The organism is Flavobacterium gossypii, assembly GCF_014138495.1.
Lineage (GTDB): Bacteria > Bacteroidota > Bacteroidia > Flavobacteriales > Flavobacteriaceae > Flavobacterium > Flavobacterium endophyticum.
In genome coordinates this window covers 840,770-853,176 of sequence record NZ_JACJIS010000001.1, presented here as the reverse complement: position 1 = coordinate 853,176, position 12,407 = coordinate 840,770, and the positions used below count along the sequence as shown (strand labels likewise).

The window sequence follows — 12,407 nt, the reverse complement described above, 5'->3', positions numbered from 1 at the left end:
AGTAAGGTTATAATGTTTCTGTGTATTTTTTGAAATTGTCCATGATAGCTTGCCAGCCTGCTTTTTGAAATTCGACAGGATGGGTGTTTTCTGGATCGAAAGTCTCGGTTACGGTTACGCTGTCTCCGAGGTCTTCAAAGGAAACGCTTACGAAACGGCCGTCTCCTAGCTTGTATTCGATTTTTTTGTGGTTTTCTACATTGGTGTACACTCCTTCAAAATCGAAGCTCATACTGCCGTCTTTTGCGGCCATCTTGGTTCTGAACTTTCCGCCGGTTCTTAAATCGTTTTCGGCTTCTGGCGCATGCCAGTCGTCTGAGGCGAAGCTCCAGTTTACGGAATGTTCTGGTGCCGTAAAGCTTTGCCATACTTTTTGAATCGGTGCTTTTACGGTTGCTGCTACTGTAATAGGTTGTTTTGGATTTTCCATTGCTTAACTTTTTTAATGATTGATTTTGTTTTTGTTATGACAAATGTAGCTGCAATTAAGTAAACCGAAAGGTTGCATATTAGACAATGTTGGGGGCAAAATAGGACAGGGGGAGATTTAGGAGGGAAGATTTTTGATTTTGGAAGTTCGGAAGGCGGAAAATGAGCTTCGGAATACGACAAAGTAATTTCCGTAAGGGTAAAACTAGTTTCGGAAGGCGGAAAATGAGCTTCGGAATACGACAAAGTAATTTCCGTAAGGGTAAAATTAGTTTCGGAAGGCGGAAAATAAGCTTCGGAAAGCGACAAAGTAATTTCCGTAAGGGTAACACTAGTTTCGGAAGGCGTAAAATAAGCTTCGGAATACGACAAAGCAATTTCCGTAAGTTGAAAACTAGTTTCGGAAGGCGGAAAATGAGCTTCGGAAAGTGGCAAAGGAATTTCGGATGGAGGATAGTTGATTTCGGAAAGCGGCAAATTAGTTTGGAAAGGGAGGAAAAAGGATTCCGCAAGAGGAAAAATAATTTCCGTAGGTTGTAATTATTTTTTACAACAGAAGAATTTTATGGGAGCTAACTAAATAAAGGGATTGTGGGCTATTTCTTACTTGTACGTAACTAACTAATTGTCAATAAATATGTTAAATTTTTAATTTACCTGTATTCAGGTAGTTTTTGTAGTGTAATTTTTTTTATCTTAGGACTGAAAAATAAACATATTATTAATCCCAAATTAGTATTACTATGGAAAATGAAAAAAAATTAAAGAAGCCTTTCTTTGCCAATTTCTTGGAAAGCCAAGTGCCTGAGAAGGAGCTAGAAAAAATTAACGGTGGTACTGACGCCGTAACTTTAAAATTTCCATCTGATGGTGAAGATGGTCCAGGCCAAATCATCACTAGCAGAATCAAAGATCTTTATCAGACGATGAAGTATCCATCGGATAATGATGAGGATGGAGTTAAGTCTTAAAATGAATTGATAGCAACAGTGTTCTTGATAAGGAATGCTGTTGCTTCTTTTTTTAAGCTCCGGGATTTGAATGTCTTGGGCTTTTTTTTTATTTAATAATTCCAGATTTTTTGATGATACTTTGTCTTACACACAGCAATGATCACTATACGATAGATATAGTAATGAAAAGGCTGAAAGAATTAGGGAAAGAGGCGTATAGAATGAATACAGACCTTTTTTCTTCTAAATTATCTTTTGACTATTCGCTTGACACTGCCAAAAGCAATGTCCACATACAAATAGGGGAGCAAAGTATTGCCGTTGCCGATATTGAAGCGGTTTGGTATCGCAAATTATGGACGGCAGAGATTCCTGAAGAGCTTGACGATGATTTTAAAGAGATTTATTTCCAAGAGTATTTTACGATGCGGAATATCTTTTTTGAGTCTTTGAAAGAAGTGCCTTGGTTTAATCCGATGGCGCGCGATCATGAAGTCAGCAACAATAAATTCGAACAATTGTCTGTAGCGGCTCGTAATGGCATTGAGGTGCCCAAAAGTCTTTTTACGAACGACCAGAAAAAGGTCAAGGCTTTTTTTTATGAAGAATGCAACAGCCAGATGATCGGCAAGCTGCATGGTGCTTTGTCTCGCAGCATGTTGGGGGATACGCCTTTTTTTCCTACTACGCTGATTAAAGAATCTAATTTGGATGATCTTGCTACCTTGATTTATTGTCCGATGATTTTCCAGGAGATGATTCCTAAAGCATACGAGCTTCGGATTGTGTATGTGGATGGTGCATTTTTTGCCGGAAAAATCAACGCAGGCCAATCGGAACGGGGCAAGACGGACTGGCGTATTGCGACTGATATTTATTTGGGATGGGAACCGTATGCATTGCCTGATGGAATTGCGGCTTCGCTCACGAAAATGATGCGCGAGCTGGGTCTCTTTTTTGGGGCTATCGACATGATCCGTCATCAGGATGGGCGTTATATTTTTTTAGAAGTGAATCCTCAAGGCGAGTGGGGCATGCTGCAACGGGATCTTGGGTATCCTATTGGCGAGACTATCGCTGAAAAATTAGTTTCAAAATTGTCCTGAAAAGAAATAGGGCTTATATTTATTTAAATTTTTCCCCTGAATCAAATTATGAAGAAAATATTAATCATTACACATAGCAACGATAACGAATCTATAGCGACTGTTTCTGAACAGCTAAAAAAATACAATGCAAGGGGAATACGTTTTAATGTAGACCAATATCCGCTGTATTACGGCTTGTCAAGCTGTTATGAAGAGGGCCAATGGAAGGTCTATCTTGATTATAACGGAGAAAGGGAATCGTTGCATGATATTGCAGCAGTATGGTACAGAAGGAGCCATAATTTGGGCAGCGGCCTCGGCAGCGTGCTTGAAGGAGAATATTTGGCTTCTGTGCACGGAGAGGTGAGGGCTACGCTTTTTGGCATGCTGGAAAGCATGAATTGTTTTCAGATTGGCAAATTCAGCCAATACCGAAGGCTGGACAGCAAAGAGGAGCAGATGAAAATTGCTTCTTTTTCGGGACTGAAAATTCCGGAAACGTGCATTACAAATAATCCAGAAGAGGCGAAAAGGTTTGTTCGCTCGCATCCTAAGGGCGCAATTACGAAAATGCAAAGTTCTTTTGCTATCGATAAGGAAGGAGTAGAACATGTGGTTTTTACGAATGTCATCACAGAAGATAATCTGGATTCGATTGATAGCTTGCAGTATTGCCCGATGCAGTTTCAGGAAAAGCTCGAGAAACAGAAGGAGTTGCGCATTACGATTGTAGGTGACGCTGTTTTTTCGTTTGCCGTGGATTCTCAAAAACTGGAGAATGCCAAAGTAGACTGGCGCAGGGAAGGTGTAGAACTGCTAGACCAATGGGAGCCTTATGAGCTGCCTGAATCGGTACAGGAAAAATTATTAAAGATGATGGATATCTATCAGATCAATTACGGAGCGGTAGATATTATCGTTACTCCGGAGAATGAGCATTATTTTCTGGAAATCAATTCGGCTGGAGAATTCTTCTGGCTGGATCGCTTGATTGATGGAGCCATATCAGACCAGATAGCTAAAGTGCTGGCAGGAGAAGCGCCTCGACGTTATGTGCCGGTATTGCAATAGGCTTCTGCATCAGAATCATCATAATCCCTAGCTTTAGTAGCTGGGGATTTTTTTTAGTCATTACATTTTTCAACTTCGTATCTTTGAGTTAAAATTTTTCAACTCATGCATTTCACTACTCCAATTCCGATATTAAAAAGCAATCATCCGATAGATTATCATTCTAAGATTGTTTCTTTGGGTTCGTGTTTTGCGGTGAATATGGCTGAAAAGCTAGATTATTTTAAATTCCAGAATGCAGTTAATCCGTTTGGCATCTTGTTTCATCCTCTAGCGTTGAATAAGATGATCCGGAAGGCTGTCTTGCAGGAGCAATTTACCGAAAGTGCTGTTTTCTTCCACAACGAAAGATGGCATTGTTTTGACGTTCATTCTGATTTGAGTCGGGCTTCTAAAGACGAATTTCTAGAACTGCTCAATTCGAACGTGAAGCTTCTTTATGAGGCTATAGTAGGCTGTTCGCATTTAATAATTACGCTCGGGACTTCTTGGGTATATCGTAAGGTCGAAAACGGACAATTGGTTGCCAATTGCCACAAAGTGCCTCAAAAAGAGTTTAAAAAGATGCTTCTTTCTGTAGAAGAGATTACGCAGGGACTTGAGGAAATGATCAAATTGGTTTCTTCTATCAATCCGGAGGCAAAAATAATCTTTACGATTTCTCCGGTCCGCCATATCAAGGATGGTTTTGTGGAAAACCAGTGGAGCAAAGCAAATTTGATTTCGGCTGTCCATCAAGTCAGAACGCAGCAACCTGAAATCGCATATTATTTCCCGAGTTATGAAATCATGATGGACGAGCTTCGCGATTATCGTTTTTATGCGGAGGACATGATTCATCCGAGCGCGACTGCTATTGATTATATTTGGAAGCGATTTGCGGAAACGTGGGTAGCAGAATCGGCTTTTTCAATGATGCAGGAAGTGGAAAGGATTCAGAGGGGATTGGCACATCGTTCTTTTCATTCGGATTCTGAACAGCACCGAAAGTTTTTGGAAGGTTTGCATAACAGCATACAGGCGGTGCAATATCAGTTTCCTTTTATTCGGTTTTAACTTCTTTTTTGGGACGATATGTTTGTTTCTTTTTAGCTTCTTGATTTTATTTTTCTAACTTTATAAAAAAAAGTGATGCGAAGAATCCTCATTTTTGTGGGAATTGTGGTAGTTATTATTTTGGCTTTTCGCTTTTGCGAATTCAAGAAAGGGGATAGCGCTACGATAGAATATGATACGAATCTGATTCAGGAACGTATCGTAAATGTTGGCAAATTGATTGTGACAGAAGGGCATTTTGCTGAAGTGTTGACGTATAAAGATCAGGACAAGTATTTGATGGACTTGATTTCTTTTGAGAAAAAGGCGTTGGTTATCGTTAATGCTGAGGTTACGGTGGCGTACGACCTGCGCCAGATGAAATATGATATTGATGAGAAGGACAAGACGATTACGATTACGTATATTCCAAAGGAAGAGATCAAGATTAATCCGGATATCAAGTTTTATGATGTGAATCAGAGCCGAATGAACCCGTTTACGGGCGACGATTATAATAAAATCAGCAAATCGGTGAAGGCTAATCTGGCGAAAAAGATTGAAAAATCGACTTTAAAGACGAATGCTCAAAATCGCTTGATTAGCGAGCTTTCGAAGATTCTGATTACGACCAATTCAATGGGCTGGACCTTGCGATATGACGGAAAGACTATAAATGAAGAATCGATTGACAAAGTGTTGCTTTAGCCAATCGATTCTGGTTCTTTTTTTATTTCTTTTTAAACGCTTTCGTTTTCAAAAATCAGTTCGAGTCCTCCTGAAATCAGGTGTGCTACTTCTGGACGATTTTGTTTTTGTTTTTCCAGATAGATAATGACTTTCTGCAAGAAATCGGTCTGGTGATTTTTGTCTAAAAGTTCAGCAATTTCAACAGCTAAAAGCCAGTCTTTTGGATGGTTTTCTTTTAGGGTTTCAAATGTTTTCTCGATAGTCATGAAGGATGTTTTTCCTTCGCGTATGTTTCGAATGTTGAGGTAGAGGCTTTCGAGTTCTTCTCTTTCTGTACTTTTTTTAGCTTTTATGGTATGGCTTGAAGGTACATGGCTAATGAGGTCAAAACTTCTGACATCGGCCGGGCCGGAAAAAGCAGAAATTACTTTTTTGCCTACTGCCATATCATAGATGCCCCATTCTGGCTGGAACAATACGGTATCATTGTGGGTTACTGTACAGTTTTTAAAGCTGATCAGGATGATTTTTCCTTGAATGTTTCGGGTTCCCGTAATAATTTCTCCTGTAACGGTAATATCGCCTTGGAATTCTAACGAAACGCGCTCGCCTTCGTAAATGCCGTAAGCTTGCAAGTCTCTAGGGCTCATGTCTTCTATCGCTAGGTTGATTCCTTTCAGTTTCCCTATAGGACTGCCAAAACCTTCAGCATGATACGATGTGGAATGGCCTACTAATTCTTTTTCTCTGTAAGATAGCGCGGTTTTTCCTGTAGTTTGTACATAGACAGGCTTGCCGTCGCTTTCGATTACATTCGTAAAAACACCAGAAATCTGAATTCCGGTGCTCAATTCGATTGTGCCCAATGCTTTTGATTGGATTAGTTTTTGGACGCCTGAAAGACCTCCGGTTCGGAGCGCCATTTTATTGGCAAATTCTTCCAAGACCAAGCTTAATTGTGCAAAATCAGGGGTGACGAATAGTTGCGGCTGCGGTTTCGTAATGTCGAAACTTTGGTACGCTGCATTGATATCGTAAGGTATTTTCTTTACGTTATCGGTCATGCACCAAGCACTTTCTCCAATAGAAGAAAGCAATCCGGCACCGTAGATTTTGGGATTGTCAATATCGCCAATCAGGCCATATTCCACAGTCCACCAATGCAAGTTTCGGATAAGAGCCATTTCGGATAATTCGCCCATGTCATTTTGCAGGTCGTCTACTTTTTTCTCGATGGCGTCGATTTCGTTTTGAGGTGTTCCTTCGGCTTCTTTCAGGATAGAAAGGAGACGTATGGCTTCATACATTTCATAATCTCTAGAAGAAGAAATGGCCTTGCAGCCGATTTCGCCAAAACGTCTTAAATATTCAGCATATTCCGGATTGGCGATAATAGGGGCGTGGCCGGCTCCTTCGTGGATAATGTCTGGAGCGGGAGTATATTCGATGTGTTCTAACTGTCGGATGTCGGAAGCGATTACCAAGACATTATAGGCTTGGAACTCCATAAAGGCATTCGGGGGAATAAATCCGTCGACTGCAACGGCAGCCCATCCTATTTCTTTTAGGATGCGATTCATTCCGTACATGTTTGGGATGTTTTCAATCTCTAGGCCTGTTTTTTTCAGTCCGTCGAGATACGAATGGTGTGCTACTTTTGAAAGGTAATCTACGTTTTTGCGCATCACATAGCGCCAAACCGCTTGGTTTATAGGCGTATAGTCTGCATAATCCTGTGGTTTAATAAATTGCTTTAAATGTTCAGGAAGTCTGTCAATCAAAGGGTTGCTTTCAAATGCTGCATTCATATTTTCAAACGTTGTAGTTTTGGTAAAATTACAAATCTTTAGCAGAAACAAGTCTTAAAAAAACATAAAAAATGCTTGTCGGTCTTGTTATTAGCATAAAAAAACCGCAATAGGATTGCGGTCTTGATTTGGTTTTGCGTTATTTCTGGCTTATTTTTTTTCAGGCGGGTATTTTGCCAAGATTTTTTTGACGAATTCTTGGATCCGCTCGTCTTTTTTGTTCATGTTCTGTGTCAGCACGCCGACACCTTCACCTTGCCAGATCAGTTCTTTTTTTCTAGCATCGATCAAATCGATGTATAGTGTTCCTTCTGTAGAAGTTGAAACAGTAGTGCTTCGTCCGCCCCACATCCAAGGGCTCCATCCCCATCCCCAACCGTAACCCCATCCGGCGTTAAATTGGTTGATATCGACTTGTTCGCGCGATTTGGTAAAAATGTTTACCAATAGATCTGGACTTTCGCTTTTTGTAAAGCCTTTTGCGGTCAATTCTGCATCAATAGCATTTAGGATTCTTCTTTTGTCCAGATCAGAAATTTCTACTTTATCGACTCCGGATTTGAAAAAGGCAAATGATTTGTATTTCGTAAAATCGACGTTTTTGTCAAAATCACTAGCAACTCTAACAGAGGAGCAGGAGGCGACAGCAAATAGAAAAAGCAGGGGTAATAATTTAATAGTTTTCATAGCAGTTTATTTTAATACCTAGTGTTGATGAATGTGTTATTTGTTCTTTTTCTTTTCTTGAAAGCTTCTTATGGCGGCAACAATGCTTAGGATTGCGGCAGCCGATAAGACTACAATTTTTAATCGTATATTTTCAAAAAGCAGACCTAGAATAAAAAATCCGAGGCTCATAAACATTAATGAAATACTATTCAGCTTCTTCATAATTGCTTGATGAAAATATTAAAAGTCTAAAAGCGCATCATCAACTTTATTAGGGATGGTAACTTTTAATAAAGGTTGCGCTTCCATGGCTCTTTTTATAGCAAATATAGCTCCGTCGTTTCTGGCCCAGCTTCTTCTGGAAATACCGTTGTTTACATCCCAGAAAAGCATTGATTCCAAGCGTCTTGAAGCTTCTTTAGAGCCATCAAGAACCATACCAAAACCACCGTTTATAACCTCGCCCCAGCCCACACCGCCGCCATTGTGAATCGAAACCCAGGTAGCGCCTCTAAAGCTGTCGCCAATAACATTATGGATGGCCATGTCTGCCGTAAATTTAGAGCCGTCATAGATGTTTGAGGTTTCTCGGTAAGGAGAATCGGTACCAGAAACATCATGGTGGTCACGGCCTAAAACAACGTATCCAATTTCGCCTCTGGCAATGGCTTGGTTGAAGGCTTCTGCAATCTTGGTTCTTCCTTCAGCATCGGCATAGAGAATTCTTGCTTGTGAGCCTACGACTAGTTTGTTTTCTTGTGCGCCTTTAATCCATTGGATGTTATCTTGCATCTGTTGCTGGATTTCGATCGGTGCTGTTTTCGACATTTCTTCTAGCACTTTTGAGGCAATTTCGTCTGTCTTAGCTAAGTCTTCGGGTTTTCCGGAAGCACAAACCCAACGGAAAGGACCGAATCCGTAGTCAAAACACATAGGTCCCATGATATCTTGTACGTAGCTCGGGTATTTGAAATCGATATTATTTTCGGCCATCACATCTGCTCCGGCACGGGAAGCTTCTAATAAAAAGGCATTTCCGTAATCGAAGAAATAAGTTCCTTTTGCGGTGTGCTTATTAATAGCTGCTGCGTGACGACGCAATGTTTTCTGTACTTCGGTCTTGAATTTTTCAGGATCGTTGGCCATCAATTCGTTGGATTCTTCAAAAGAATAGCCCATCGGATAATAGCCTCCGGCCCAAGGATTGTGCAACGATGTCTGGTCGGAACCTAAATCGATATGCAGGTTTTCTTGGTCAAAGCGCTCCCAAACATCTACTATATTTCCTAAGTAAGCGATAGAAACAATTTCTTTGTTTTCTAACGCTTTTTTGACTCTTGGAACGAGTTCTTCTATATTTTCGATAATTTCGTTGATCCAGCCTTGTGAATGGCGTATGTGGGTGATCTTAGGATTGACTTCGGCGCAAACGGTAACGCATCCGGCGATGTTTCCAGCTTTTGGCTGTGCTCCAGACATTCCTCCTAATCCAGAAGTGACAAATAAGCTGCCGCTTGGGGATTTTTTTATTTTTCGGAATCCGTTTAGAACGGTAATCGTGGTTCCGTGGACAATTCCTTGCGGTCCGATGTACATATAGCTGCCCGCTGTCATTTGTCCGTATTGTGAAACGCCTATGGCATTGAATTTTTCCCAATCGTCAGGTTTGGAATAATTTGGAATGACCATTCCGTTGGTAACAACAACTCTTGGTGCTTCTTTGTGCGAGGGAAATAGTCCCATCGGGTGTCCGGAATACATGACCAACGTTTGTTCTTCAGTCATTTCCGAAAGGTATTTCATGGTCAGCAGGTATTGTGCCCAGTTTTGAAAAACGGCTCCGTTTCCGCCATAGGTAATCAATTCGTGCGGATGCTGTGCTACGGCATAATCCAAGTTGTTTTGGATCATCAGCATGATGGCTTTTGCTTGTTCTGATTTTCCAGGATATTCTGAAATCGGACGGGCATACATCTTATACTCCGGACGAAGGCGATACATGTAGATTCTGCCGTACGTATCCAATTCTTCTAAAAACTCTTTTGCCAAAACCGCATGGTCTTTAGCGTCAAAATAACGCAAGGCATTGCGGACGGCTAGTTTTTTTTCTTCGGCAGAAAGAATTTCTTTTCGCTTTGGAGCATGGTTGATAGTGGTTTCGTAAGGTTTCGGCTGTGGCAAAACGGAAGGAATTCCTTGCTGTATTTGTTCTTGGAAAGTCATTTTTTTGTAGTTGCTAAGTTTTTTAGTTGCTGATTTTCAAAGGTTTTATTTTTGAAGGCTCAGCAAATTTAGTTTTATATAATTAAATTAAACGTCAAGGTTTTTTGTTTGTTCCCGTCTTTTTGTCGAAGCCATACGGACAATGGCGGCAGCCGCTTTTGCAGCAGTAGCCGCGTTTTAGGTGAAATTTTTCAGTAAAGCACTTGTAACCTTCGGGTGTATAATAAAAATCTTCGCCTTCTTTTAATTTATTTTCATTATTTTGCTCATTCATAAATACAAATTTATAAACTTTATAATGAATGTTTCTAATCGTTTCCAAATATTTAATTCCTAAAGGATATCGAGGCCTGACGGTGTTTCCTTTTGTGATTCTCAAAAATCTTTTTGACAAGGAAAATAAAGTATTGGTAAATCATGAAAGTATCCACATCCGCCAGCAGCTGGAACTCTTGATTGTTCCGTTTTTTGTGTGGTATTTTTTGGAATACTTGGTCAGATTGATGCAGTATAAAAACAAAAATGAAGCTTACAGGAATATCAGTTTTGAAAGAGAAGCGTATGGCAACGAAAGAAATTTAGAGTATCTGCCGTCGCGAAAATTCTGGAGTTCCTTTAAATATCTAAAAGCAAAACCGATTTAAGCAAATAACAATTTTGAAAATTCCAACACACTATCTGCCCATAACAAAAAATGGAATTTCGGTCGCAATTCGCCGAGAAGACCTTATCCATCCTTTTGTTTCGGGAAATAAATTCAGAAAGCTAAAATACAATCTGCTAAAAGCGAAAGAAGAAGGTCATGCTGCTTTATTGACTTTCGGCGGTGCTTTTTCGAATCATATCGCTGCTGTTGCTTTTGCAGGAAAGGAGAATGGTTTTAAAACGATCGGAATTATCCGAGGAGACGAATTAAGGGATAAGATTGCGGAAAATCCGACCTTAAAATTTGCCCAGCAAAACGGTATGGAATTTGAGTTTGTTTCGCGAACGCAGTATTCGGACAAGGAAAATCCCGAATTCATCGAAAAATTGAGACATAAGTTTGGCGATTTTTACCTGATTCCAGAAGGAGGCACAAATGCGTTAGCAGTAAAAGGTTGTGAAGAAATAGTGACAGAGGAAGATTCGCAATTTGACTATATCTGCTGTGCCGTTGGAACAGGAGGCACGATTTCGGGAATTAGTAATTCGGCCTTGCCGCACCAAAAGGTTTTAGGTTTTCCAGCGTTAAAAGGGGATTTCCTAAAAGAAGAAATTCGTAAATTTGCCACAAATGAAAATTGGGAGCTGGTTACGGAATATCATTTCGGCGGTTACGGAAAGGTGAATGCAGAACTGATCGATTTTATAAATAATTTCAATCAAAATAATAATATTCCGCTAGACCCCGTTTATACTAGTAAACTGACCTTCGGAATTTTGGATAAGATTGAGAAAGATTATTTTCCGGCGAATTCAAAAATCTTGATTATCCATACAGGCGGATTGCAAGGAATCGAGGGGATGAACAAGGTATTAGAGAAGAAACAATTACCCAAAATAAAAATCAATGTTTAAAAAAATCTTATTTCTATTGGCAATCGCAACACTGGCAAGCTGCGGTTCTTCAAAGTCAAAAGTAGCAACGACTAAAAAAACGGCTTATAAGCCGAAAAGGGAAGTGGTTACTAGGAAATCTCACACTGGAAAGCCAGTGGCAACTACAAAATCGAGTTCTGCTTCTAACAATCGCTCTACTGAAGTCATCGAATCTACTTCACGAACAGTCGTTTATAGCGAAGTGGTAAACAATTATGTTTCCCAATACAAGGAAATCGCAAAAAGCAACATGAGACAGTACGGAATTCCTGCGAGTATTATTTTAGCGCAAGGCATCTTGGAATCGGGTGCTGGTTCAGGAACCTTGAGCAAAACGGCAAACAACCACTTTGGAATTAAATGCCATACGGGCTGGACAGGAGAAAGCGTGCGTCATGATGATGATTCGGACCAAGAATGTTTCAGGAAATACAATGACCCAGCGGAATCCTATAAAGACCATGCTGAATTTTTGACTGGACGTAGTCGTTACGCAAGTCTTTTCAAATTAGAGAAAGGCGATTATGAAGCGTGGGCAAAAGGACTGAAAGCGGCAGGATATGCTACCGATCCAAAATACCCAGACAAATTAATTAGCTATATCGAGCGCTATAATCTGCACCAATACGATTCTGAAGTTTTGGGTACCACGTTTACGCCGATCCAAAAAAGTCAGCCGATAGCTTCAAACACAACAATTCCGAATAATTCAGAAGGTTTTTATGAAGTAACCAAGGGAGATACTTTGTATTCGATTTCTAAAAAATTCAACACTACGGTCGACGATTTGAAAAGATTGAACAATCTTTCGGATAATGCTATTTCGATCGGACAATTCATAAAAGTAAAATAATTCAACT

Annotated in this window: 15 protein-coding genes; 8 read left to right on the top strand and 7 right to left on the bottom strand. The window is 40.1% G+C overall.

Translation table 11 applies throughout. The annotated features are described in order from the left end of the window. Nucleotides 1-7: 7 nt before the first annotated feature. Together GGR22_RS04115 and GGR22_RS04110 are read right to left on the bottom strand one after the other, a co-directional pair. Nucleotides 8-430 (bottom strand): SRPBCC family protein, encoded by a 423-nt coding sequence (locus tag GGR22_RS04115; RefSeq protein ID WP_182492667.1) that lies wholly within the window; start codon nucleotides 428-430, stop codon nucleotides 8-10. Then, nucleotides 400-906, bottom strand: a complete 507-nt coding sequence (locus GGR22_RS04110) for a hypothetical protein (RefSeq protein WP_182492666.1) — start codon at nucleotides 904-906, stop codon at nucleotides 400-402. Before GGR22_RS04110 ends, GGR22_RS04115 begins: the two co-directional genes overlap by 31 nt. A 266-nt stretch (nucleotides 907-1,172) precedes the next feature. Here GGR22_RS04110 and GGR22_RS04105 point away from each other — a divergent pair, with 266 nt between their 5' ends. The 5 genes from GGR22_RS04105 (at nucleotide 1,173) to GGR22_RS04085 (ending at nucleotide 5,284) form a co-directional block, all read left to right on the top strand. Further along, nucleotides 1,173-1,400 carry a microviridin/marinostatin family tricyclic proteinase inhibitor gene (locus tag GGR22_RS04105; protein ID WP_121375091.1) on the top strand — a complete coding sequence of 76 codons (228 nt, stop codon included), beginning with the start codon at nucleotides 1,173-1,175 and terminating at the stop codon, nucleotides 1,398-1,400. Between the two features lie 113 nt (nucleotides 1,401-1,513). Continuing rightward, the gene (locus tag GGR22_RS04100) at nucleotides 1,514-2,488 is read left to right on the top strand and encodes an MvdC/MvdD family ATP grasp protein (RefSeq protein WP_379730244.1); all 975 of its coding nucleotides are present in this window, start codon (nucleotides 1,514-1,516) and stop codon (nucleotides 2,486-2,488) included. 48 nt (nucleotides 2,489-2,536) lie between these two features. Then, nucleotides 2,537-3,541, top strand: coding sequence for an MvdC/MvdD family ATP grasp protein (locus GGR22_RS04095; RefSeq protein ID WP_182492664.1), 1,005 nt, complete (start codon nucleotides 2,537-2,539; stop codon nucleotides 3,539-3,541). Nucleotides 3,542-3,646: 105 nt separating this feature from the next. Then, entirely contained in the window at nucleotides 3,647-4,597 is a 951-nt protein-coding gene (locus GGR22_RS04090) for a GSCFA domain-containing protein (protein ID WP_182492663.1), read from the top strand. A 75-nt stretch (nucleotides 4,598-4,672) separates the two neighbouring features. Continuing rightward, nucleotides 4,673-5,284: a DUF4230 domain-containing protein gene (locus tag GGR22_RS04085; protein WP_220477629.1), complete on the top strand. Its 612-nt coding sequence runs from the start codon at nucleotides 4,673-4,675 to the stop codon at nucleotides 5,282-5,284. 32 nt (nucleotides 5,285-5,316) lie between these two features. On the opposite strand, the gene GGR22_RS04080 is transcribed toward GGR22_RS04085, so the two are convergent. The 5 genes from GGR22_RS04080 to GGR22_RS04060 form a co-directional block, all read right to left on the bottom strand. After that, on the bottom strand, nucleotides 5,317-7,074 hold the full coding sequence (locus GGR22_RS04080) for an aromatic amino acid hydroxylase (protein WP_182492661.1): 1,758 nt from the start codon (nucleotides 7,072-7,074) through the stop codon (nucleotides 5,317-5,319). 150 nt (nucleotides 7,075-7,224) lie between these two features. After that, nucleotides 7,225-7,761: a DUF4136 domain-containing protein gene (locus GGR22_RS04075; RefSeq protein ID WP_182492660.1), complete on the bottom strand. Its 537-nt coding sequence runs from the start codon at nucleotides 7,759-7,761 to the stop codon at nucleotides 7,225-7,227. Nucleotides 7,762-7,797: 36 nt separating this feature from the next. Beyond that, the gene (locus tag GGR22_RS04070; RefSeq protein ID WP_170148736.1) at nucleotides 7,798-7,965 is read right to left on the bottom strand and encodes a hypothetical protein; all 168 of its coding nucleotides are present in this window, start codon (nucleotides 7,963-7,965) and stop codon (nucleotides 7,798-7,800) included. An 18-nt stretch (nucleotides 7,966-7,983) separates the two neighbouring features. After that, nucleotides 7,984-9,966 carry a urocanate hydratase gene (locus GGR22_RS04065; RefSeq protein WP_182492659.1) on the bottom strand — a complete coding sequence of 661 codons (1,983 nt, stop codon included), beginning with the start codon at nucleotides 9,964-9,966 and terminating at the stop codon, nucleotides 7,984-7,986. A gap of 94 nt (nucleotides 9,967-10,060) precedes the next feature. Beyond that, complete coding sequence (locus GGR22_RS04060) at nucleotides 10,061-10,240, bottom strand: DUF5522 domain-containing protein (protein ID WP_121375083.1); 180 nt, start codon at nucleotides 10,238-10,240, stop codon at nucleotides 10,061-10,063. 28 nt (nucleotides 10,241-10,268) lie between these two features. Between GGR22_RS04060 and GGR22_RS04055 the strand changes: the two genes are divergently transcribed. Genes GGR22_RS04055 through GGR22_RS04045 form a run of 3 tightly spaced genes read left to right on the top strand, consistent with a single transcriptional unit; the run spans nucleotide 10,269 to nucleotide 12,400 of the window. Further along, nucleotides 10,269-10,610, top strand: a complete 342-nt coding sequence (locus tag GGR22_RS04055; RefSeq protein ID WP_121375082.1) for a hypothetical protein — start codon at nucleotides 10,269-10,271, stop codon at nucleotides 10,608-10,610. A gap of 13 nt (nucleotides 10,611-10,623) precedes the next feature. Further along, nucleotides 10,624-11,526: a 1-aminocyclopropane-1-carboxylate deaminase/D-cysteine desulfhydrase gene (locus GGR22_RS04050; RefSeq protein WP_220477628.1), complete on the top strand. Its 903-nt coding sequence runs from the start codon at nucleotides 10,624-10,626 to the stop codon at nucleotides 11,524-11,526. After that, complete coding sequence (locus GGR22_RS04045; protein WP_182492658.1) at nucleotides 11,519-12,400, top strand: glucosaminidase domain-containing protein; 882 nt, start codon at nucleotides 11,519-11,521, stop codon at nucleotides 12,398-12,400. Before GGR22_RS04050 ends, GGR22_RS04045 begins: the two co-directional genes overlap by 8 nt. The last annotated feature ends 7 nt before the right edge of the window (nucleotides 12,401-12,407 follow it).